Below are 21,307 nucleotides of genomic sequence, written 5' to 3' on the forward strand. Positions count from 1 at the left end.
TGCCCGTTTTCCGACGCTTGGCGGCGCCGGCTATTGGCGCTGCGTGCAGTTCTGCGCAGTCCGGAACGTCCTTCGCATAGAATCGATTCATAGCACGTTTTATCGACCCGACTGCGGCGATGGATGGCACACCAAGTGCTCAGGGGGTGGAACCTTTCGGTAACACAAAAACGTCAAAAAGTATTACTCGATGAACATGCTCCTTCGTCCGCTTGCGCGCTTCGCGCTCACGGCGACCGCTGCCGCCGGTCTCCTCGTTTCGTCCCTCTCCGCCGCGCCGCTCAAGATCGGTTACAGTGACTGGCCAGGATGGCTGCCCTGGGAGATAGCGCTCAAGAAGGGTTGGTTCAAGGAAGCTGGTGTCGAGGTTGATTTCCAGTTCATGGACTACGTCGAGTCCATGGATGCCTATGCCGCCGGTGCGCTGGACGCGGTGTCGATGACCAACGGCGACGCGCTCGTGACGGGCGCGACCGGCAAGCCCTCGGTCGCGATCATCTGCAACGATTATTCCAACGGTAACGACATGCTCATCGGTCGCGCCGGCCTCTCCTCGGTCAAGGACCTGAAGGGCAAAAAAGTTGGCGTCGAGGTGGGTTTCGTGTCGCACCTGCTCCTGCTTACCGCGCTGGAAAGTGCTGGCCTGAGCGAAGCGGATGTCGAGGTGGTGAATGTGCCCAATGGCGAAGCGCCGCAGGTTCTCGCCAGCGGCGGTGTTGATGCCATCTGTGCCTGGCAGCCCAGCTCCGGCCAGGCCCTCAAACTGGTGGATGGCTCCAAGACCCTCTTCACCTCGGCCGATGCCCCGGGCATCATCTACGATTTGCTCTACGCTTCCCCCGAGAGCCTCGAGTCCCGCCGCGCCGAGTGGAAAAAGGTCGTCCAAGTTTGGTATCGAGTCGTCGACTACATGAAGGATGAGGACAACCTCGATGAGGTTTTGGACATCATGTCGTCGAAGGTCAGCGTAAGCCCCGACGAATACGAGCCCTTCCTGCAGGGCACCTACATTCTCACGGCCGCCGAGGCGGCGAAGATCTGGGCGGATGCCGAAGGTTTGGGTTCGCTCTACGGTTCCTCCAAGATCGTCGATGACTTCAACGTGAAGTTCGAAGTCTACGGTTCGCCCGAGCCGATCGAGAAGTATCTCGACCCGAGCCTCACGCTCGAGGTGCTCAAGGAATCGATGTGATCATGGGTTGAATACAACGGGGCAACTCGCCCCACCGACTTCAATCCCAACGCCTTTCACGTGGCCTCCCAACGGAACTATCGTCGTCCGTGGATTGAGGTGGGGCGGGAGCTTACCGGCTCACGTCCCACCATCCTCACGGCGCTCTCCTTCCTGCTGCCGCTGTTGCTGTGGTCGGTGGTCAGTTACGTGCCCTTCATTTGGCACCCTGACATCGAACTCAGCCTGCCGGTGACGCGGGCGGACTCGACCTCGGTCTACGTGCCAGGCGACCACGTCGGGCGCGATTTCTTCGGTGAATTCCAGGAGGCGATCCGGACGGAGAACGCCGCCACCGGCGCCATTCATGCCGGGACCACGGAGACCGCGGGATCGAGTCGGCGCGACAACATCAAACAGTTGCGCCAACTCTCGCCGCTCGCCGTGGCTCACGGTTGGATCACTTCGGAGCAGGAGCGCGACACCGCAGCGATGTTTGATGTCTGGGGTGGTTTGGCCACCGGCCGTCTGGTGGCGACCGATCCGGCGCTGACCGAGGAGAACCTCGAGCTGGTGCGCCGCAACTGGGCGCTGCTTTCCGCGAGTGGCGACCGTTACGACAAGGACACCTTTCCTGAGCTGCCGCTCTACAAGCTGGTTCCCCAGGGGCGACTCGCCAACCCCGACTACCTGCCGGAGCCGCATAAAGCGCTGCTGTCCGGAATCCGCGCCTTCACCAAGCCGGTCGATGACGGGCAGCCCACCATGGCCGAACGCACTGCCCACTCGGTCAACATTGTCTTCACCGGCTTCCTCATCTCCTGCGTGATCGGCATCCCACTGGGCGTGCTCTGCGGTTCGATCGCGCTCTTTTCGAAGTTGGTCGAACCCTTTGTGGACTTCTTCCGCTACATGCCGGCGCCGACTTTCTCGACCGTCCTCGTGGCCATCCTCGCGGTGAACGACGGACCCAAGGTCGCGATGATCGTGCTGGGCACGGTTTTCCAAATGATCCTCGTGCTCGCCAAAACAACGCGCCTGCTCGACCGCTCCCTGCTCGAAGCCGCGCAGACGCTCGGCGCATCGCAAAAGCATCTGCTCTTTCGTGTCACGCTGCCTGGCATTCTGCCCAACCTCTACAACGACCTGCGCATCATGCTGGGCTGGGCCTGGACCTGGTTGGTCATCGCCGAACTCATCGGCGTGAAGTCCGGCCTCACCGAGTTCATCGAAACGCAGGGCCGCTGGCGCAACTTCGACAACGTCTACCCGATCATCATCCTCATCGGTCTGATCGGCTACTTCACCGATCAGTTTCTGGCCTGGCTGCATCGCCCGCTCTTTCCGTGGCTCGGCGAACCGGCGGGCCCGGTCACGCGCGGTGTCATCCGCGTCGCGCTGTGGATTCCGCGTTGGTTTATGAACGCCGCCAAGGAGCGGTCTGTTTCCTGATATGACGGCTGCAAACGCATCCTTGCCCGACTACCGCGATCAATCGCCCGCGGTGCGCGAGCGCTTCACTCGTTTCCACCAGCGCCCGGTCGTGCTGGAAGTGAAGGGGCTCAACAAGTCCTTCAACTCCGCGAGCGGCCCCGTCCACGCACTCAAGGACATCAATTTCTCCATCCGCCGGCGGGAGTTCAATTGCGTCATTGGTCCGTCCGGCTGCGGCAAGTCGACGCTCATTCGCATCCTGGCCGGCCTGGACTACCCGACTTCGGGCGAAGTCCTGCTCGATGGCCATCCTGTGCGCGGCCCCGGTGCGGATCGCGGCATGGTCTTTCAAGGTTACACGCTGTTTCCGTGGCTGACTGTGAAGCGCAACGTGATGTTCGGGCCAATGACCGCCGGCACGAGCGAGACCGAGGCCGAGCGCGATGCCCGCTTCTGGATCGATATGGTGGGGCTGTCGCGCTTCGAGAACGCCTATCCCTTTGAGCTCTCCGGTGGCATGAAACAGCGCACCGCCATCGCCCGGGCGCTCGCGAACCGGCCGCGTATCCTGCTGATGGACGAACCCTTCGGGGCGCTCGACGCGCAGACCCGTTTCCAGATGCAGGAAAGTCTGCTCGAGATCTGGCGCAATGTGGAGGTGACCATCCTCTTCATCACCCACGACCTTGAGGAGGCGGTGTATCTCTCCGACCGTATCCTGGTTTTGGATGCGCACCCCGGTCGGGTGAACGAAATCATCGAGTCGCCGGTGCCGCGGCCGCGCGCCGATGACTGCATCGTGTCGCCCGAATTCCTGGCCACGAAGCAACACATCGAGCACCTCATTCACCCGCCCTGCAACGACCCCAAGGTTGCCAACAAGTCCGGGCTGAACATCACGCGCATGACCGCGCCGGATGATACCGTTTTCTGAGTCCCCGCCATGCCGATCGCGACCCCCTTGCTCGACTTGCTGCAGGCCCGAAAGCTCGGGCTCCCGCGGCGGCTCGAGGACCTGAGTTGGCCAACCGTGGGAGAGGCGGCGCGCGATGAGCACGCCGTGCTCATCCTGCCCATCGGCGCGACCGAGCAGCATGGGCCGCACCTGCCGATCAATACGGATACCTGCATCGGCACCGCGGTCTGCGACCTGGCCTCGGCCATGAGCGGTGCGTGGGTGGCGCCGGCCCTGGCCTACACGGTTTCGTCCGGCCACACCGGCAAGTGGCCCGGCACCTTTTCGCTCCAGCACGAAACCTTCATCGCCGTCATGGCCGAGTGGACCGCGTGGGCGGTGCACATGGGCTGGCGTCGGATCCTCTGGGTGAACTCCCATTTCGGGAACGATGCCTCGCTGCGGGTTGCGCTCGATCAGGCGCGGGTGCGCCACCTCGGCAAACTGCAGATCGGGCTGCTGCACACCTTCCGCCTGAGCCCGGCGATCTGGGACTATTTCATCAGCGATGCGGAAGACCTCCACGCCAACAAGGCCGAGACCGACCTCATGCTCTTCCTCGCGCCTGAGTTGGTCGACATGAGTCAGGCCGAGGATGACCCGGACCGCACCGGCGGCATGGTGTTTTCCTGCCCGGTCGCGCAGACCAGCCTCAACGGCCTGACGGGTGCGCCGTCGGAGGGCACCGCCGAGCGCGGCCAGTCGCTGCTCCTCGAAATGGGCGCAGCGCTCGCCGCCAAAATCGAGTTGGCGAAGACCGAAGTTCCGCCGCTGCCGCCGAGTGAATGGTCCGACGTGACCACGCCGCTGCTCTAAAACCTGAACCCTCTTTTTTTATGTCCTCCGACTCCGTTCCCGTTTTCGCCACGCCCGCTGACTTCACGGTCGATCCCGCCAAACTGCAAAAGACGCAGGCCGCGCTCGCCGATGCAGGCTGCAAGTTCATCGTCTCCACCTACGTCGACGTGCATGGGGTGCCGAAGGCGAAGATGAACCCGGTCGGCGTGCTCGAGAAAGTCGCTCAAGGTTCCGAGCTTTTCACGGTGGGCGCGATGGAAGGCATGGGGCTTGTCGGCCCGGAGAAGGACGAGTGTGCCGCCGTGCCGGATCTCGACACGCTCACCATCTGCCCCTGGGACAAACGCGTCGGTTACTTTTTCGGCGACCTCTACTACCACGGTGCGCCCTATGGGAATGACAGCCGCGTGATCCTGAAACGGCAGCTCGAGCGCGCCGCCGCGATGGGCCTGAAGTTCAATGTCGGCACCGAGCCTGAGTTCTACGTCGTGCGACCCGACGCGCCGTCCCGTGAGACGGAGATGATTGCCCGCTATCGTTATCAAGGATTGTGCCCGGCTTACGATGTGCACCAGACGCTGGGTTCGCTCCCGTTCTTGGAAAAGATGTCCGATTATATCGAGGAGCTGGGGTGGGGGCTCTACTCCTTCGATCAGGAAGGCGGGCACAGCCAATTCGAGTTCGACCTCAACTACGCCGACGCGCTCACGACCTCCGACCGCTTTGTCTTTCTGCGCCTCATGGCCAAGAACGTCGCCGAGTCGCTCGGCCTGGTCGCGACCTTCATGCCGAAGCCCTACGAGGACGACTTCCGCAGCGGCAACCATTTCAACATGTCACTCGCCAGCCTGGAGACCGGGGAGAATCTCTTCGCGCCGGAGCCGGACGGGAACCCCTTCATCGACAAATACGGCATCAGGTGCTCCAAGCTCGCCTACCACTTCGCCGCCGGCCAGTTGAAGCACGCCGGCGCGATCACCGCGGTCACGTCGCCGACCTACAACAGCTACCAAGGCTTCATCGCGCAGGGCGCCATGGCCGACGTGAGTTGGGCGCCCATCCTCGTCGCCTACGGCAATAACAACCGCTCCGCCATGCTGCGCGTGCCGCCGAACCGTTACTGCGTCGAAAACCGCGCGCCGGACATGTCGGTCAATCCCTACCTTGCGCTTGCCATCACGCTCGCCGCCGGGCTCGACGGCATTGAGCAGGAACTCGATCCGGGGCAGCCCCTCAACGAATCGACCTATGAGCTCACGCCCGCGCAGCTCAAGGCCAGCGGCACGCCCTTCCTGCCGCGCACGCTGTTGCACGCGATCGAGGCGTTCGAGGCCGACCCGATCGTCGAAAAAGCCTTCGGGGCTGAAATGCGCGACATCTACCTCGCCCAGAAGCAGCGCGAGTGGGACGAGGCCTTCTTCCCGATCAACCCGGAACACAAGGCCCGTCGCCTGCGTTTCATCTGAACGGTTTGCCCATCTCTGCACCTCGCTCCTCGCATGAAAACGCCCGAAGAGATTGCCGTGATTCAAGCCGACCTCGCCGCCAAGGGGGTCAAGTATTGCGTCGGTGCCTACGTCGACCTGCACGGCGTGCCGAAAGGCAAGGTCACGCCGCTCAGCCACTTTGCCTCCTTCGCCGCCGGTTCCGAACTCTACACCGGCTATGCCTTGGATGGACTGGGGCAGGGGCCCAATGATGACGAAATTGCCAGCGTGCCTGACCTCGACGGCATCGTGCAGTTGCCGTGGCAACCCGAGGTCGCCTGGATGCCGGCGGACAACACCTTCCGCGGCGAACCCTATGCGATCAACACGCGCGTCGCGCTGAAGAAGGTCGCCGAGCAGGCGAAGGCGATGGGCTTCGGACTCAACCTCGGCATCGAGTGCGAGGTCTTTGTGCTGAAGCAAAACCCGGACGGTTCGCTCGCCGTGCCCAATCCCGACGACGACCTCGTGAAGAGTTGTTACGATTTCAAGCGCTTCATGGATCGCTACCCGTGGCTCGACAAGATGGCCACCGCCATCGATGCGATGGGCTGGGACCTGTATTCCTTTGACCACGAGGACGCCAACTCGCAGTTCGAGTTCGACTTCAAATACGCCGACGCGGTCACGATGTGCGACCGCTTCATTTTCTTTCGCATGATGGCGAAACATTACGCGGCCGAGGAGGGTTTGTTGGCGACCTTCATGCCCAAACCCTTTGCCGACAAGACCGGCAGCGGCGCCCACTTCAACATGTCGCTCTGCGATCTCGAAACCGGCGCGAACCTCTTCGAACGCGACCCGGCCGACGATCCGCGGGGACTCGGGCTCACCGAGCTGGGGTATCACTTTGTCGGCGGTATCCTGAAACACGGTCCGGCTCTCTGCGCGGCCTTCGCGCCGACGGTCAACAGCTACAAGCGGCTCGTGCGCCGCGGCCTCATGTCCTACTACTCGTGGGCGCCCGTCTTTAATTCCTACGGCCGCAACAACCGCACCAACTCGGTGCGCATTCCCGGCGGTGGTGGTCGCGTCGAGTCCCGCAACGCCGATGCCGCGTGTAATCCCTACCTCGCGGCGACGCTCGTCTTCGCGGCCGGCCTCGAAGGCATCCGCGACAAGCTCGATCCCGGCCTCCCGCAGGAGGTGAACCTCTACGAGCTCAGCGATGCTCAGCTCGCCGAACGCGGCATTCAGGAACTGCCGCGCACCCTGCACGAAGCGGTCGAGGCCTTCGCGGCCGATCCCTTTGTCACCGCCACCCTCGGTCCCGAATTGGCGCAGGAGTTCATCACCTACAAGGCCGAGGAATGGCGCCAATATCACCAGCGCGTCAGCCAGTGGGAGGTCGATACCTACGCGCGGCTCTACTGAACGCCGGCCCTCTTTTCATCATGTCACGTTTCACTGAAACCCAGGTCCGCGCCGCGTCCGCCGCCTCCGCGGAGACCCTCACCTACACCGCCCAGGTTCGCACCGGTCCCGCGCAACCGGAGCTTTCCGTCGAAGAGATTTTGGCGGAGATCACGCGCTGCGCCGACCTGCCGCTGGAGGAGGCCGAATCGCTGCTGCCGCAGGCCTACACCAGCCAGGCCTTCTTCGACTGGGAAGTGAAACACGTCTTCCAAGCCGAGTGGTATTGCCTCGCGCACGTGTCGCAGATCCCGGCCATCGGCGACTTCCTCAACCTCGATCTGTTTGGCGATCCGCTCATCGTGGTGCGCGACAAGTCCAACACGATTCAGGTGCTGTCCCGGGTGTGTCCGCACCGGGCGATGGACATCATGCCGCCGGGCTTTGGGCACGACGGTCACGGTCCGGCCGAGCCGCGCGAGGGCAAACCCGGCTGCGGTCACACCCGGCTCTTTCTCTGCCCTTACCACTCGTGGACCTTTGAACTCGATGGTCAGTTGAAAGCCTGTCCCGAGATGCAGCAGGCCAAGGGCTTCTGTCGCGATGATGTCGGCCTTCGGCGCTACCGCAGCGAGGTGTGGCAGGGCTTCATTTTTGTGAATCTCGACGGCCAGGCGCCGAAGTCAGTCGCGGAGCAATACGCCACGCTGGGCGAGCACCTGAGCAAGTGGAACCTCGCCGACCATCAGGTCGTGGTCGAAAAGGAATGGGACTGTCCCTTCAACTGGAAGGTGCTGACGGAAAACTTCATGGAGTCGTATCATCACGCCGGCGCGCACTCCACGACGCTCCAACCCATGATGCCGGCCCGCGATACCTGGAACGAAGAGGAGCGCCCCCACTACATTCGCTGTCATCTGCCGTTTAAGGAAAAGGTGCGCGCCGAAATCGCGGCCGCCGAAGCCAAGGGCGAACAGTGGGATGTGTTCCCGCCCATCCCGGGTTTGCAGGGTGAGGATCGTTTCGAGTGGGGCCTCTTTCTCGGCTATCCGATCTTCACCTTCCTGGTCACGCCGGATGCCGCGGTGTGGTATCGCATCCAGCCGCTGGGGCCGAACAAGTTGAAGTTGCTCACAACGGTGCTGGCCTCGCCGGCCGCGGTGGCGCATCCGAACTTCGAGACCATGCGCGCCGAGATGGCGCGGCAGGCAGTGGACTTTCATCTCGAAGACATGGAGGTCTGTTGTGCGGTGCAGCGCGGCATGTATGCCGCCGGTCATCAACGCGGACGTCTCAGCCACCTCGAGATGTCGATCTGGCAGATCCAGCGCTACCTTGCGGCGCGTGGCCGCAGCACCTGGCCGACGATGGATCGCCCGGCCGCACCGTCGCAACGCTCCTGAGTTTCGCCATGTTTTCTCTCGCCGGCAAAGTCGCAGTGGTCACGGGCGCCTCGTCTGGCATCGGCCTCGCGGTGGCGCGACGCTTGCGTGCGGCCGGCGCCACGGTGGTGGGGTTCGATCGACAGCCTGGTGTGGATGCCGACTTCGCCGTGCGCCGGGTTGACGTGAGCGACGAAGCCCAAGTCGCAGATGGGCTGGACGCGGTGGTGGCGGAGCACGGTCGGCTCGACATCATGGTGAACAATGCCGGCATCCAACCGCTGGGTGTGCAGCTCGATGAGATCACACCTGCGCTGTTGGAGCGGACTTTCGCCGTGAATGTGCACGGCGTGGTCTGGGGCATCAAACACGCCGCCCGGCTGATGGCGGCGGGCGGTCGCATCCTTAACACGGGCTCGTTCGTCGGCGCGGTGGGCGTGCCGGGTGCCGCGATTTACAGCACCTCCAAAGCGGCAGTCATGCACCTCACCAAAGTCGCGGCGCTCGAACTCGCCCCGCGTGGCATCACGGTCAACAGCGTGTGTCCCGGCACGATTGAAACCCCGGCGGTGATGAACATCCCCGACAATCCGGAGATCCCGTTCGCCAGCGAACGCACGCCGTTGGGCCGACTGGGCAAGGTGGAGGAGATCGCGGCGGCGTTTCACTTTCTGGCGTCGGACGACGCGAGTTACCTCACCGGCGTGAACCTGCCGGTCGACGGGGGCATTCAGGCGGGGTGGGAACGCTACGACACGGTGCCGCCGCGGGAATTCCAAGGGGGCGCGTGGGTCGAATGAGCCTGCGCTTCGTCCAGATCCCAGCGGGTGAGTTTCGCTTTGGCGGGCGCGACAACGACAAGTTTGTCGGCGCCGCCGAACGCCCGCGCCGCACGGTGACGATCGAAGCCGAGTTTGAGCTGAGTGTGTTTCCGGTGACCGAGGCCGACTACGCGGCCTTTGATGCGAGTCGCGAGCCGTCTGATTTGCCGGTGGTCAATGTCTCGTGGGACGACGCGCAGGCCTTCTGCGCCTGGCTGTCGGCGGGACAGGGCGCCCGGCACCGGCTGCCGACCGAGGTCGAGTGGGAATACGCCGCGCGGGCGGGTGGGGAGAGCATCTTTCAATTTGGCGACACGCTCACGCCTGCCGAGGCCTGCTATTTTTACGACGAACGTGGCGATCGAGTCGGACCCGGAAAACGCGTGCCGGTCGGTCAGTATCCGCTGAATGACTACGGCCTCGGCGACATGCTGGGCAATGTGGCGGAGTGGACGGCCTCGGCGTGGACGCCCACGCTCGAGCCCGCGGCCGCGCCGGATCCGGCGCGGCGGGTGGTGCGAGGTGGCGCGTGGGATTACCTGCCGCGGCTGCTGCGCCTTTCCGGTCGGGATGCCCTGCCGGCGGGCACGCGCCACGACAACCTCGGGTTTCGGGTGCTGCGCGAGAAAGTTTCTCCATGACCATGACGCCAAGCCCCTACGCGCCCGCGCCTCGATTCAGCTGGCCGCACGGCAAGCGCTGCGCCGCCATGATCTGCTTTGACGTCGATGGCGAAACCACGGCGCTCAGCGAAGGCGCCGAACTCGCCGCGCGGATGACCACAATGTCGCAGACGCGTTACGGACCGACCGTCGGCGTGCCGCGCCTGCTGGGACTGCTCGAACACCTCGGGATCCGGGCGACCTTTTTTATCCCGACCTACATCGTCGAAACCTACCCGCAGACCTGCGCGGCGATTCGCGATGCCGGTCACGAGATCGGCGCGCACGGTCACCTGCACGAGAAGTTGATCACGCTCAATCCCGACCAGGAGCGCGCGGTCCTCGCGCAAAGTCTCGCCATCATGGACCGTGTCCTGGGTCTGCGCCCGACCGGCTATCGGGCGCCGTGGTTTGAGCTCAACCCGGGCACGATCGCGCTCTTGGGGGAGCAGGGCTTTGCCTACAGCGCCAGCCTGATGGACGACGATGCGCCCTACGTGCATCCAAACGGCATGGTGGAGATTCCCGGACAATGGTTGCTGGAAGACTGGGAACAGTTCGCCTTCAACGCCGAGCCGGCCTGGGGTTTCATGCCGGAGGACGTCGACAAGGTCTACACCCTGTGGTGGCGCGAGTTTGAGGCCATGCGGGCCTACGGCTGCTGCTTTAACCTCACCCTGCACCCGTGGCTCTCGGGTCGGCCATCGCGGGTGCAAATGCTGGAGCGCCTGCTCGGCGCGATGCAGGCGACCGGCGACGTGTGGTTCGCGACGGGCAGCGAGATTGCCCGCTACGTGAAAGACCACCCCGAGGCCCGCCGTGAAATCTGCCTGGAAGGAAAACGCGCATGAAAATCGCCTATTTCAAAACCCTGTGGGGCCACGAAGGGTCACTGTCGGAGGCTGTGACCCTGGCCGAGCAAGCGGGGTTCAACGGCATCGAAGGACCGCCTCCTTCCGACCCCGCTGTCGCGACGGACTTTCGGGCGCAGCTCGACGCGTTGGGTTTCGACTACATCGCCGAGGCCACCACCGGCGGAAACTATGTGCCGGATCATCGGCGTTCACCGGCCTCGCACCTCGACGACTTGCGGCGCGCGATTGAGCGCGCGCAGCCCTTGCGACCGATCTTCGTCAACACGCAGGCGGGGCTCGATGCCTGGCCGCTCGCGACGCAGGTCGCCTTTCATACGGATGTGTTCGCGCTGCAGGAAGAGCTGGGAATCATCATCACGGTCGAAACCCATCGCAGCCGTTCGACCTTCAACCCGTGGGTGACCGCGGCCATCGCCCGGGAGGTGCCCGGTCTGCGCCTGAACCTCGATTTCAGTCACTGGTGCGCCGTGGCGGAGCGGTTGGTCATGGATGACGATCCGGAGCTACTGGCCTTCTTCGCGACCCGCTGCAGTCACCTGCATGCCCGGGTCGGCTACGACCAGGGGCCGCAGGTGCCGCATCCCGCCGCCCCGGAACATGCCGCCAATGTCGCTGCCCACGTGCGGTGGTGGCAGACCCTGGTGGATCACGCGGTCGGGGAGGGCCGGGAGGTGTTCACCATCACGCCGGAGTTCGGTCCGGATGGTTACCTGCAGTGTGCGCCGTTTACGGCGGAACCGGTGGCTGACCTTTGGGAAGTGAACCGGTGGATGAAAGACCATCTGGTCGAAAAATTGGTCACAAAAAGTAATATAAAGTGATCGAAAGGTATTACTCCTGCTCTGCAGCATCCCGTCATGCCCGCCGCCCGAAAAGCCACCAAACCCAAACCCCGCGATACCGCGGAGCGCATCAGCATGACCTTGCCGGGATCGACCCTGCGGCAGCTGGACACGATGTTGGCCAAGCGCGGATTCGCCAACCGCTCCCAAGCGGTCACCGAGTTGATCAATCGGGAACTGGTCGAGTTCGGGCGGGAGCAGGATGCGACCGTCATGACCGGCACGATCACGCTGTTCTACGGCAACCGACCCAGTGATCTGCGGGCCAAGTTGTCCGCCATCCAACGTAAGCACATCGCCGAGGTGATCAGTTCGCTGCACGTGCTCCTGGAGGACGATCACACCATGGAGGTTATGGTCGTGCAGGGCCCGGCGCAGAAGCTGCGCGCCATCACCGACGAGCTGGTTACCTGCAAGGGCGTGAAAACCGGCAGCCTCAATCTCTCCACCTTCACCATGCCGCCCATTCATTCCAAGTCCTGACCATGGCTGCCGTTTCTCCAATTCCACTCTACTCGCGCGAACTCAGCGGCGCCGGCATGTGGTCCGGGGTGATCAAACGCGGTCGCACCCTGCGCTTCACCGACCTTGAAGGCGGCGCCAATGTCGGGCTGTTGCTCTTCAACGCCCACCTCACGGTCGAGCGCTACAACATGCCCGACACCCTCAAGGGGCAGCATACCTTTCAGCTCACCACCGGCCATTGCCTGCACTCCGACATGGGCCGACTGCTTGCGTCGATCACCGCCGATACCGCGGGCTGGCACGACACGGCCTGCGGATGCTCGGACGCCAAACTCGTCGCGGCGAAATACGGCGAGAAGACTTACCAGCAGGCTCACAACGACTTTCACCGCAATGGCCGTGAGTGTTTCCTCATCGAGCTCGCAAAGTGGGGCCTGGGGAAGCGCGACCTCGTGCCTAACCTGAACCTCTTCAGCAAGGTGGTGGCGGACGAGGAAGGCAAACTGACCTTCGTCGCCGCCGCCGCCAAGGCCGGTGCTCAGGTGGAGCTTCGGCTGGAAATGGACACGCTGGTGGTGCTCAACACCTGCCAGCACCCGCTCGATCCCGATTCCGCGTATCATCCGCGTCCCGTGAAACTGGAGGTCTTCGAAGCCGTCCCGGTCACGTCATCCGATCCGTGTTATCAGTCGCGCCCGGAGAACCTGCGGGCGCACGAGAACACCGAGGCCTATCACACGCTGCGTTTCTGACCCATGAGCACTTTTATTCTCACCGAAAGCTCCTTGGATCCGGCCAACGCCATCTACCGCCAGATCGTCGGCGCGGGCGACCACTGGTCGGGCGTCGTGCAGCGTGGGCAGGTCATCCGCCTGCTCGATCTCGAGGGTAACCAAGCTGCGGATACGCTCTTCTATGATGCGCATGATCCGGAGAACCGCTACAGCGCCTCCGACACGATCTGGCGTCAACGCGCGCTCTACCTGACGACCGGCACGCCACTCATTTCGACCCAGGGCGACACGCTGCTCACCATCGTGGCCGACACTTGCGGGCGGCACGATACGTTGGGCGGGGCCTGTTCACGCGAGAGCAACACGATGCGCTACGCCCACGAGAAGGAGTCGATGCACGCCTGCCGCGACAGCTTCATCCGTGCGGCGCAGGAGTGCGGCTGCGGCCACGACTTCGGCAAGCGCGACATCACCTGCAACATCAACTTCTTCATGAATGTGCCGGTGACGCCCGACGGCGGTCTGACCTTCGCCGACGGTGTGTCCGCGCCCGGCCGCTACGTCGAGCTTCGCGCCGAGCGCGACGTGCTCTGTCTCATCTCCAACTGCCCGCAGCTCAACAACCCTTGCAACGGCTGGAACCCCACGCCCATCGAGGTGCTGATCTGGGACGTCGCATCGGCGGAGACCGCCGAGTAGTTTGTAGTTGGGAGTTTGAAATTTGTCCGCGCTGTGAATGATTCAGGAAGGAGATTTCTCGAGAGAATGCAGGTAGGCGTTCAACGCTGGGAGCAGCTTTTTGAGCAACGCTTGCAGCGGCGACTTTTGTTGGCGGGTCACCAGGTTTCGTTTGTCAGCGCGTCGAAGGAAATGACGCACCTCGTAGAGCGAACTCCGGGCGATTCGGATAAAACGTTGGTGATCGAGTGGGGAAGCACGGCCGTAGCCCTCCGCGATGTTGGCACCCACGCTGTCTGCGGCGCGGACCAACTGGTGACCGACGGTGGACTTCGCAAAGCTGTCCCAATCTTTGACGGTATCCCATACGAGGTCGGCGAGTTCCTCTGCCATTCCGTAAACCCGCAGGTCGTCCAACGCGAAGGTAGCCATGGAGGTTAATTAGCGGACAAGCCGCTGCCGCCAATGACCAAACTACTAATTCCCAACTACCAACTGCTACCGTGCCTTTCACCAAAGTTCTCATCGCCAACCGCGGGGCCATCGCGTGCCGCATCATTCGCACCCTGAAGCGCATGGGCATCGGCTCCGTCGCCGTGTATTCGGAGGCCGACGTCGGCTCGCTGCATGTCGAGCAGGCCGACGAGGCGGTTTGCATCGGGCCGGCCCCGGCGGCGCAGAGTTATCTGGATGTCGACAAGATTCTCGCTGTCGCCCGCGAAACCGGCGCGCAGGCGATTCATCCGGGTTATGGGTTTCTGAGTGAGAACCCCGCCTTTGCCGAGGCCTGCGAACAGTCCGGCATCGCCTTCATCGGGCCGTCGCCGGACAACATGCGGGCCTTCGGGCTCAAGCACACCGCCCGCGCTTTGGCGGAAGAGGCGGGCGTGCCGCTGCTGCCGGGCTCGGGCCTGCTCGCCTCGGTCGACGAGGCCCTGGCCGAGGCAGAGCGCATCGGCTACCCGGTCATGTTGAAGAGCACCGCGGGTGGCGGCGGCATTGGCATGCAACTGATCCGCGACGCCACGGCCTTGCCCGAGGCCTTTGCTTCGGTTGAGCGGTTGGCGAAGAACAACTTCAAGGAGGGTGGGGTATTCCTGGAGAAGTTCGTCGAACACGCCCGCCACATTGAGGTGCAGATCTTCGGCGATGGGGCGGGGCACGTAGTCGCTTTGGGCGAACGCGATTGTTCGGCGCAGCGTCGGAACCAGAAGGTGGTTGAGGAAACGCCGGCGCCCGGACTGACCGACGCGGTGCGCCGCGAGTTGTTGGACTGCGCGGCGCGGCTTGGCGAATCCGCCGGCTACCGCAACGCGGGCACGGTCGAGTTCGTCTACGATGCCGACAGTGCGGCGTTCTATTTTCTCGAGGTGAACACGCGGCTGCAGGTCGAGCACGGCGTGACGGAGGAAGTCACCGGCATCGATCTCGTCGAGTGGATGGTCAAGCAGGCGGCGGGCGAGCTGGATTCGCTGACCGAATTCAAATCCGAATGTGACGGTGCGTCGATTCAGGTGCGCCTGTATTCGGAGGATCCCGGGAAAAACTTTCAGCCTTCGACCGGATTGATCACGGACCTCTCGTTTCCTCCGACGGCGCGCGTCGAAACCTGGGTGGAGCGGGGGAGCGAGGTTTCGCCCTATTACGATCCGATGATCGCGAAGATCATCGTGCGTGGTGCCGATCGAGCAGAGGCCTTGGCGAAACTGACGGCGGCCTTGGCGGAAACGCAGGTGCACGGGCTCGAGACCAACTTGGTTTACCTGCGCCAGATCGTGAGCTCGGCGGTGTTTCAGGAAGGCCGCACGATCACGCGTTCGCTGGCCGATCTGCCCTACGCGGCGGCGACCATCGAGGTCTTGGACGGTGGCACGCAGACGACCGTGCAGGACTACCCCGGACGCGTCGGCTACTGGGATGTCGGCGTGCCGCCCTCCGGGCCGATGGATCATTTTTCGTTTCGCCTCGCCAATCGCTTGCTCGGCAATGACGCGGCGGCGGCGGGGTTGGAAATCACCGTGGCCGGTCCGACCTTGCGCTTCAACACCGCGACCACCATCGCGCTGGTGGGGTCGCCGCTGCCCGCGACCTTGGACGATCAGCCCGTCGCCTACGGCGAGTGTGTCGAAGTCGCGGCGGGTCAGGTGTTGCGCATCGGCGCGTCCACCGCGGACACGCCGGGCATGCGCGCCTACCTCGCCGTCGCGGGTGGTTTGGATGTGCCGGACTATCTGGGCAGCAAAGCGACCTTCACCCTCGGTCTCTTTGGCGGTCACGCCGGTCGGGCGCTGCGCGTTGGCGACGTGCTGCGCTTGGCCGAATCAGCGGGTGGCCGTCAGCGTGAGGGCGTGGTCCCGGCGTTGCCGGTCAAGCTGCGTCCACCGCTGACGCGCACGTGGGACATCGGCGTGCTCTACGGGCCGCACGGCGCGCCGGATTTCTTCAAACCCGAAGACATCGCCGATCTTTTTTCCGCCACCTATGAGGTGCACTACAATTCGGCCCGCACCGGCGTGCGACTCATCGGTCCCAAACCGCGTTGGGCACGGCAGGACGGCGGGGAAGCGGGACTGCACCCTTCCAATATCCACGACAACGCCTACGCCATCGGCGCGATCGATTTCACCGGCGATATGCCAATCATCTTGGGTCCGGATGGTCCCAGTCTCGGCGGCTTTGTTTGCCCGGCGGCCATCGTGCGCAGTGAGTTGTGGAAAATGGGTCAGCTCAAACCCGGCGACAAGGTGCGCTTCCATCCCGTCACGGCCGAGTCGGCGCGGGCGGCGGAAGCGGCGCAAGACGCCGCGATCGCGGCCCTGGACGGTGGCGAAGTGGCGCCGTTGGTGCGGACCGCCGAACCCGAGCCGGCCATCCTGCACACGACGCCGGAGCGAGGCGACAATCCGGCCGTCTGCTACCGGCGCGCCGGTGACCGCTACTTGTTGGTTGAGTTCGGCCCGATGGTGCTCGACCTCGAACTCCGCTTCCGGGTGCACGCGCTCTACACCGCGCTGCAGGCATGTCGCCCGGAGGGCATCGTCGATCTGACCCCGGGCATTCGTTCGCTGCAGGTCCACTATGATCAGGTGGTGCTCCCGCTCGATCGGCTGCTGGCGATCCTCATCGAGTTGGAGGAAACGCTGCCGGACAATGACGACCTCGAGGTGCCGACCCGCATCGTGCACCTGCCGCTGTCCTGGGAGGACGAGTCGACGCTGCTGGCGATCCGCAAATACATGCAGATCGTGCGCAAGGACGCGCCGTGGTGCCCGAGCAACATTGAGTTCATTCGGCGGATCAACGATCTGGATTCGGTGGCCGAAGTGAAGCGCATCGCCTTCGAGGCGAGCTACCTCGTGTTGGGCTTGGGTGACGTGTATCTGGGCGCACCGGTTGCGACGCCGGTTGATCCGCGCCATCGCCTCGTGACCACCAAATACAACCCGGCCCGCACCTGGACGCCGGAAAACGCTGTCGGCATCGGTGGGGCATACCTCTGCGTTTATGGCATGGAAGGGCCGGGCGGTTACCAGTTCATCGGTCGCACCGTGCAAATGTGGAACCGTTGGCGGCAGACCGCCGACTTCGCCGAGGGCAAACCGTGGCTCCTGCGCTTCTTTGACCAGATTCGGTTCTACGAGGTGAGCGCCGAGGAGCTCGCCCAGTTCCGGGAGGACTTTCCGCGGGGACGCTTCAAGCTGCGCATCGAGCACGAGACGTTTCGGATGCACGACTATCGGCGGTTCCTGGCGGATAACGCCGCCAGCGTCGAAGCCTTCAAGACCAAGCAACAGGCGGCGTTCGAGGCCGAGCGGCAGCGTTGGGAGGAATCGGGGCAGCTCAACTTCTCCGCCGAATCCGAAGCGGCGGTCGCCGCTTTGGGCGACGACGCGCCGTTGCCGCCGGGCCAACAGCCCGTGGTGGGCGCCGTGCCGGGCAACGTCTGGAAAATCCAGGTGCAACCCGGTGACCGCGTGGAGGCCGGTCAGGTGCTGGTCATCCTCGAGTCGATGAAGATGGAAATCCCGGTCGCCTCCGCGCTGGCGGGCGAGGTGGTTGAGGTTCGCTGCGTCGAAGGCCGTCCCGTCCAAGCCGGTGACAAACTCATCATCCTCAAAACCGACTGAAGGTTCACATGAAGCCACTGGGAATTGATCATTGTCTGAAGCAACGTGCCGCGCAGGCGGACAATCCGGTGTGGATCACGCCGCTGTCGGACGCGGCGGTGCGCGAGCGGGCGGCGCGGGCGCCGGACGGACCGTTGTGCGGGGCGACCTTTGCGATCAAGGACAACATCGATCTGGCCGGGGTGCCGACCACGGCTGCGTGCCCGGAATACGAATACACACCGGAGCGCAGTGCGACCGTGGTCGAGCGCTTGCTGGCCGCCGGGGCGGTGCCGCTCGGGAAAAGCAATTTGGATCAGTTCGCCACCGGCCTCGTGGGCGTGCGCACGCCTTACGGCGTGCCGGTGAATCCGTTCGGGGCGGAGTGGGTTCCCGGAGGCTCGAGTTGTGGTTCCGCCGTGGCGGTGTCGACCGGCCAATGTGACTTCGCGCTGGGCACCGATACCGCCGGTTCCGGTCGGGTGCCGGCGGCGTTCAACGAATTGGTCGGTCTGAAACCGACCCGCGGTCTGCTCAGCACCCGCGGGGTGGTGCCGGCTTGCCGCACCTTGGATTGCGTTTCGATCTTTACTCGCACGATCGCCGATGCGGCGGACGTGCTCGCGGTGGCGGCGGCTTACGACGCGGAGGATCCCTACAGCCGGCCGGCGGCTCCGCCGGTGGATGACCGTTCCCGCCCGTGGCGCATCGGTGTGCCGGCCAGGGAGCACCTTAACTTTTGCGAAGACGAGTCGGCGGCCGCTTTGTTCAACGTGGCGGTGACCCGCTGGCGCGATTTGGGCGCGGAGATCGTCGAGATCGACTACGCGCCGTTCACCGAAACCGCGCGATTGCTCTACGAGGGGCCGTGGGTGGCCGAGCGTTACGCCGCGATTCGGGACTTCATCGAGACCAAGCCCGAGGCCCTGTATCCGGTCACGCGGGACATCATTGGCGGGGCGGTGGGGGCGACCGCCGTGGCCGCCTTTGCGGCGCAATATCGCCTCGCGGAACTCCGGCGTCGGACCGAGGCGGTTTGGACCACGATCGACGCGATGCTCACGCCGACCGCGCCGACGTGTTATACGCTGGAGCAAGTGGCGGCGGATCCGATTCGGTTGAACAGCAATCTCGGGCTCTACACCAACCACATGAACCTGCTCGACCTGAGCGCTCTGGCCGTGCCGGTGGGGCGTTTGTCGACCGGCATTCCGTGGGGCGTGACGCTGTCGGCTCCGGCCTTTGCGGAGGACCGCTTGTTGCGGCTGGGCGCGAAGTTCCTTGGTGAACCGGCGCCGGCGCCGGTGCTGACGGCGGCGGGAACGGTGCGGGTGGCGGTCTGCGGGGCGCACCTGTCCGGCTTACCGCTGAATCACCAGCTCACCTCGCTGGGGGCCCGCAAGGTGGCAGTCACGCAGACTACGCCGGATTATCGTTTGTATGCCTTGCCCGACACTTCCCCGCCGAAGCCCGGTTTGGTGCGCGTGGCCGGGGGCGGTGCGGAGATTGAGGTGGAGGTCTGGGAACTGGGTATCGCGGAATACGGCCGCTTTGTGGCGGGAATTCCGGCGCCCTTGGGCATCGGCACCCTGCAGCTCGCCAACGGTGAAGCCTTGCAGGGTTTCTGCTGCGAAGCGGTGGCGGTGGAGGGCGCGCGCGATGTGACTGAATTTGGAGGTTGGCGCGGCTACCTCCGCTCGTTGGCTTGATGGTTCGCCCCATGATTCTCGTCCATGCGCCGCTGACCGATTTCAACGCCGACCTGCCGATTGTGGCGATCAAGGTGGAGCGTCTGAAGCTGGCCAAGCGGCGCTGGCGCGGACAGGCGGACGACGGGACGGACTTCGGCTTTGAGGTGGCGGCACCGCTGCGGCCCGACACCTGCGTCTGGCAAAGCGACACCGCCCGCTACGTGATCGCGCAGCAACCGGAACCGGTGCTGGCGATCGCGCTCGATTTCCCGCCCTGCGCCGCGGCGGGCATCGGCTGGGCGGTGGGCAACCTGCACCTGGAGCTCATGTCCGAACCCCGCCGTTTGCTGGCGATCGACGATCGGGCGGTGCGGCAACTGCTCGAGCGTATCCAAGTTCCCTTTACACCGACCACCGCCGTCTTTCGGCCGGGGCGCTTCGCCCGGCACGATGAAACCTCCGCCAGCCATGAACTCGGACCCAGCCATCGGCACTGACGCGGCCTGGTTTTGCGGCCAACTGCAGGCGGGGGATTCGTTCTACCCAACGGGTGGTTACGCGCATTCCTACGGCCTGGAAGGTCTGGTGCATCAAGGCGTGCTGCGGGATGCGGAGACGTTGCACACCTTCTATTTCCAAACGGTGTTGCCGTCGCTGGAGCGCGCCGAGCTCCCGGTGGTGGCGCACGCGTGGCGGGCGCTGGTGGCGCGGGACTGGGTGGCGGTGGGTGAGCTCTGCGAACTCGCCAGCGCCTTGAAGACGACGCGCGAAGTGCGCGTGGCCAGTCGCAACGTGGGACGCCAGCGCGTGGAGCTGTTGGCGCGCCTGCGCCCGGATTCGCTGGCACCCGAATTTGCGCGGCGGGCGGAAGAGAATGCCTGGCCGCACGCGGCGACAGTGGCGGCGGCCCTGGAGGGGGGCGTGAACGGGGCGCCGTTGGGCGCCGTGTTGGGGGGCGTTTTTTACGCGACGGTTTCCGGTCAGTTGGCGGCGGCGATGAAGTTGCTGCGGATCGGCCAGAATGCGGCGCAGAGCCTGCTGACCGAAACGCTGCAGCACGCGCCGGCAACGGTGGCGGCCGCGGCGGAGATTCCGCGGGCAGAAATCGGCTGGTTTAACCCCTGGCTCGATATCGCCTCCGCGCGGCACGAAACGGCGGCGGCCCGACTTTTCATTTCCTGAACAATTGCCCACAAACATGACGAAGATACGCCCCCCTCGAATTGGCATTGGTGGCCCGGTTGGTTCCGGCAAGACGATGCTTTGCCTGAAACTCTGTCGCGCGCTGCGTGAGCGTTACTCCATGGCGGTGGTGACCAATGACATCTACACGCAGGAGGATGCGCAGTATCTCACGCGCTCGGGCGCCTTGCCGGCCGAGCGTATCGCCGGGGTGGAGACGGGCGGCTGTCCGCACACCGCCATCCGGGACGACACCACGATGAACGAGCAGGCGGTGCAGGCGTTGGAGGCATCGATCCCCGACCTGCAGCTGGTGTTGGTGGAAAGTGGCGGCGACAACCTCTCGGCCACGTTCTCGCCGGAGTTGGTGGACGCGTTCATCTACGTGATCGACGTGGCCGAAGGGGACAAGATTCCGCGCAAGGGCGGCCCGGCGGTGCGCTTCAGCGACCTGCTCATCATCAACAAAATCGACCTCGCCCCGCTGGTTGGCGCCGACCTCGACGTGATGGACCGCGACGCCAAGGTGCAACGCGGCGAACGCCCGTTCGTGTTCTGTGATCTCAAACGCGAACACAACCTCGAGGCCGTCATCGCGTGGATCGAACACGAGGTGCTCTTCGCGCAACAGGCAAAGCACTGAAACTTTTTTTAACCACGAATGGACACGA

Annotated in this window: 20 protein-coding genes; 19 read left to right on the plus strand and 1 reads right to left on the minus strand. The window is 64.2% G+C overall.

Annotated features, from left to right (window positions below; genetic code table 11):
• Positions 1 to 196 precede the first annotated feature (196 nt).
• The 14 genes from AC0MRV_RS06540 to AC0MRV_RS06605 are packed head-to-tail and all read left to right on the plus strand — an operon-like array spanning position 197 to position 13,678.
• Entirely contained in the window at positions 197 to 1,192 is a 996-nt protein-coding gene (locus AC0MRV_RS06540; protein ID WP_472763637.1) for an ABC transporter substrate-binding protein, read from the plus strand.
• Between the two features lie 60 nt (positions 1,193 to 1,252).
• Complete coding sequence (locus AC0MRV_RS06545) at positions 1,253 to 2,623, plus strand: ABC transporter permease (RefSeq protein ID WP_472763638.1); 1,371 nt, start codon at positions 1,253 to 1,255, stop codon at positions 2,621 to 2,623.
• Between the two features lies 1 nt (position 2,624).
• Positions 2,625 to 3,539 (plus strand): ABC transporter ATP-binding protein, encoded by a 915-nt coding sequence (locus AC0MRV_RS06550; RefSeq protein WP_472763639.1) that lies wholly within the window; start codon positions 2,625 to 2,627, stop codon positions 3,537 to 3,539.
• A 9-nt stretch (positions 3,540 to 3,548) separates the two neighbouring features.
• A complete protein-coding gene (locus tag AC0MRV_RS06555; RefSeq protein ID WP_472763640.1) occupies positions 3,549 to 4,376 on the plus strand; it encodes a creatininase family protein in 828 nt (275 codons plus the stop codon).
• A 20-nt stretch (positions 4,377 to 4,396) separates the two neighbouring features.
• Positions 4,397 to 5,824 (plus strand): type III glutamate--ammonia ligase, encoded by a 1,428-nt coding sequence (locus AC0MRV_RS06560; RefSeq protein WP_472763641.1) that lies wholly within the window; start codon positions 4,397 to 4,399, stop codon positions 5,822 to 5,824.
• A 33-nt stretch (positions 5,825 to 5,857) separates the two neighbouring features.
• On the plus strand, positions 5,858 to 7,219 hold the full coding sequence (gene glnT, locus AC0MRV_RS06565; protein WP_472763642.1) for a type III glutamate--ammonia ligase: 1,362 nt from the start codon (positions 5,858 to 5,860) through the stop codon (positions 7,217 to 7,219).
• A 20-nt stretch (positions 7,220 to 7,239) separates the two neighbouring features.
• The gene (locus tag AC0MRV_RS06570) at positions 7,240 to 8,601 is read left to right on the plus strand and encodes an aromatic ring-hydroxylating oxygenase subunit alpha (RefSeq protein ID WP_472763643.1); all 1,362 of its coding nucleotides are present in this window, start codon (positions 7,240 to 7,242) and stop codon (positions 8,599 to 8,601) included.
• A gap of 8 nt (positions 8,602 to 8,609) precedes the next feature.
• Complete coding sequence (locus AC0MRV_RS06575; RefSeq protein ID WP_472763644.1) at positions 8,610 to 9,380, plus strand: SDR family NAD(P)-dependent oxidoreductase; 771 nt, start codon at positions 8,610 to 8,612, stop codon at positions 9,378 to 9,380.
• Positions 9,377 to 10,042, plus strand: a complete 666-nt coding sequence (locus AC0MRV_RS06580; protein ID WP_472763645.1) for a formylglycine-generating enzyme family protein — start codon at positions 9,377 to 9,379, stop codon at positions 10,040 to 10,042. The genes AC0MRV_RS06575 and AC0MRV_RS06580 overlap by 4 nt, the downstream gene beginning before the upstream one ends.
• A gap of 2 nt (positions 10,043 to 10,044) precedes the next feature.
• Positions 10,045 to 10,914, plus strand: coding sequence for a polysaccharide deacetylase family protein (locus tag AC0MRV_RS06585; protein WP_472763646.1), 870 nt, complete (start codon positions 10,045 to 10,047; stop codon positions 10,912 to 10,914).
• Entirely contained in the window at positions 10,911 to 11,759 is an 849-nt protein-coding gene (locus AC0MRV_RS06590; RefSeq protein WP_472763647.1) for a sugar phosphate isomerase/epimerase family protein, read from the plus strand. The genes AC0MRV_RS06585 and AC0MRV_RS06590 overlap by 4 nt, the downstream gene beginning before the upstream one ends.
• A gap of 36 nt (positions 11,760 to 11,795) precedes the next feature.
• Positions 11,796 to 12,263, plus strand: a complete 468-nt coding sequence (gene nikR / locus AC0MRV_RS06595) for a nickel-responsive transcriptional regulator NikR (RefSeq protein WP_472763648.1) — start codon at positions 11,796 to 11,798, stop codon at positions 12,261 to 12,263.
• A 2-nt stretch (positions 12,264 to 12,265) separates the two neighbouring features.
• Positions 12,266 to 12,997, plus strand: coding sequence for an urea amidolyase associated protein UAAP1 (locus AC0MRV_RS06600; RefSeq protein WP_472763649.1), 732 nt, complete (start codon positions 12,266 to 12,268; stop codon positions 12,995 to 12,997).
• Positions 12,998 to 13,012: 15 nt separating this feature from the next.
• A complete protein-coding gene (locus AC0MRV_RS06605; protein WP_472763932.1) occupies positions 13,013 to 13,678 on the plus strand; it encodes an urea amidolyase associated protein UAAP2 in 666 nt (221 codons plus the stop codon).
• A 42-nt stretch (positions 13,679 to 13,720) separates the two neighbouring features.
• Here AC0MRV_RS06605 and AC0MRV_RS06610 read toward each other — a convergent pair whose 3' ends face one another.
• Positions 13,721 to 14,089, minus strand: a complete 369-nt coding sequence (locus tag AC0MRV_RS06610) for a four helix bundle protein (protein ID WP_472763650.1) — start codon at positions 14,087 to 14,089, stop codon at positions 13,721 to 13,723.
• Positions 14,090 to 14,160: 71 nt separating this feature from the next.
• Here AC0MRV_RS06610 and uca point away from each other — a divergent pair, with 71 nt between their 5' ends.
• The 5 genes from uca to ureG are packed head-to-tail and all read left to right on the plus strand — an operon-like array spanning position 14,161 to position 21,279.
• Positions 14,161 to 17,784 (plus strand): urea carboxylase, encoded by a 3,624-nt coding sequence (uca, locus tag AC0MRV_RS06615; RefSeq protein ID WP_472763651.1) that lies wholly within the window; start codon positions 14,161 to 14,163, stop codon positions 17,782 to 17,784.
• Positions 17,785 to 17,792: 8 nt separating this feature from the next.
• Positions 17,793 to 19,472 (plus strand): allophanate hydrolase, encoded by a 1,680-nt coding sequence (gene atzF, locus AC0MRV_RS06620; protein WP_472763652.1) that lies wholly within the window; start codon positions 17,793 to 17,795, stop codon positions 19,470 to 19,472.
• Between the two features lie 11 nt (positions 19,473 to 19,483).
• Positions 19,484 to 19,951: an urease accessory protein UreE gene (locus AC0MRV_RS06625; protein WP_472763653.1), complete on the plus strand. Its 468-nt coding sequence runs from the start codon at positions 19,484 to 19,486 to the stop codon at positions 19,949 to 19,951.
• On the plus strand, positions 19,923 to 20,636 hold the full coding sequence (locus AC0MRV_RS06630) for an urease accessory protein UreF (RefSeq protein WP_472763654.1): 714 nt from the start codon (positions 19,923 to 19,925) through the stop codon (positions 20,634 to 20,636). Before AC0MRV_RS06625 ends, AC0MRV_RS06630 begins: the two co-directional genes overlap by 29 nt.
• 16 nt (positions 20,637 to 20,652) lie before the next feature.
• Complete coding sequence (ureG, locus tag AC0MRV_RS06635) at positions 20,653 to 21,279, plus strand: urease accessory protein UreG (protein WP_472763655.1); 627 nt, start codon at positions 20,653 to 20,655, stop codon at positions 21,277 to 21,279.
• The last annotated feature ends 28 nt before the right edge of the window (positions 21,280 to 21,307 follow it).

The organism is Actomonas spartinae, assembly GCF_051209155.1.
GTDB lineage: Bacteria > Verrucomicrobiota > Verrucomicrobiia > Opitutales > Opitutaceae > Actomonas.

Bases quoted from the DNA above. Each gene is read 5' to 3' on its own strand.
- AC0MRV_RS06590 (WP_472763647.1), top strand. From the start codon at position 10,911: ATGAAAATCGCCTATTTCAAAACCCTGTGGGGCCACGAAGGGTCACTG.
- AC0MRV_RS06600 (WP_472763649.1), top strand. From the start codon at position 12,266: ATGGCTGCCGTTTCTCCAATTCCACTCTACTCGCGCGAACTCAGCGGC.
- nikR (WP_472763648.1), top strand. From the start codon at position 11,796: ATGCCCGCCGCCCGAAAAGCCACCAAACCCAAACCCCGCGATACCGCG.
- ureG (WP_472763655.1), top strand. From the start codon at position 20,653: ATGACGAAGATACGCCCCCCTCGAATTGGCATTGGTGGCCCGGTTGGT.
- AC0MRV_RS06625 (WP_472763653.1), top strand. From the start codon at position 19,484: ATGATTCTCGTCCATGCGCCGCTGACCGATTTCAACGCCGACCTGCCG.
- AC0MRV_RS06550 (WP_472763639.1), top strand. From the start codon at position 2,625: ATGACGGCTGCAAACGCATCCTTGCCCGACTACCGCGATCAATCGCCC.
- AC0MRV_RS06630 (WP_472763654.1), top strand. From the start codon at position 19,923: ATGAACTCGGACCCAGCCATCGGCACTGACGCGGCCTGGTTTTGCGGC.
- AC0MRV_RS06585 (WP_472763646.1), top strand. From the start codon at position 10,045: ATGACGCCAAGCCCCTACGCGCCCGCGCCTCGATTCAGCTGGCCGCAC.
- atzF (WP_472763652.1), top strand. From the start codon at position 17,793: ATGAAGCCACTGGGAATTGATCATTGTCTGAAGCAACGTGCCGCGCAG.
- AC0MRV_RS06560 (WP_472763641.1), top strand. From the start codon at position 4,397: ATGTCCTCCGACTCCGTTCCCGTTTTCGCCACGCCCGCTGACTTCACG.
- AC0MRV_RS06575 (WP_472763644.1), top strand. From the start codon at position 8,610: ATGTTTTCTCTCGCCGGCAAAGTCGCAGTGGTCACGGGCGCCTCGTCT.
- AC0MRV_RS06610 (WP_472763650.1), bottom strand. From the start codon at position 14,089: ATGGCTACCTTCGCGTTGGACGACCTGCGGGTTTACGGAATGGCAGAG.
- AC0MRV_RS06555 (WP_472763640.1), top strand. From the start codon at position 3,549: ATGCCGATCGCGACCCCCTTGCTCGACTTGCTGCAGGCCCGAAAGCTC.
- AC0MRV_RS06570 (WP_472763643.1), top strand. From the start codon at position 7,240: ATGTCACGTTTCACTGAAACCCAGGTCCGCGCCGCGTCCGCCGCCTCC.
- AC0MRV_RS06540 (WP_472763637.1), top strand. From the start codon at position 197: ATGCTCCTTCGTCCGCTTGCGCGCTTCGCGCTCACGGCGACCGCTGCC.
- AC0MRV_RS06580 (WP_472763645.1), top strand. From the start codon at position 9,377: ATGAGCCTGCGCTTCGTCCAGATCCCAGCGGGTGAGTTTCGCTTTGGC.
- glnT (WP_472763642.1), top strand. From the start codon at position 5,858: ATGAAAACGCCCGAAGAGATTGCCGTGATTCAAGCCGACCTCGCCGCC.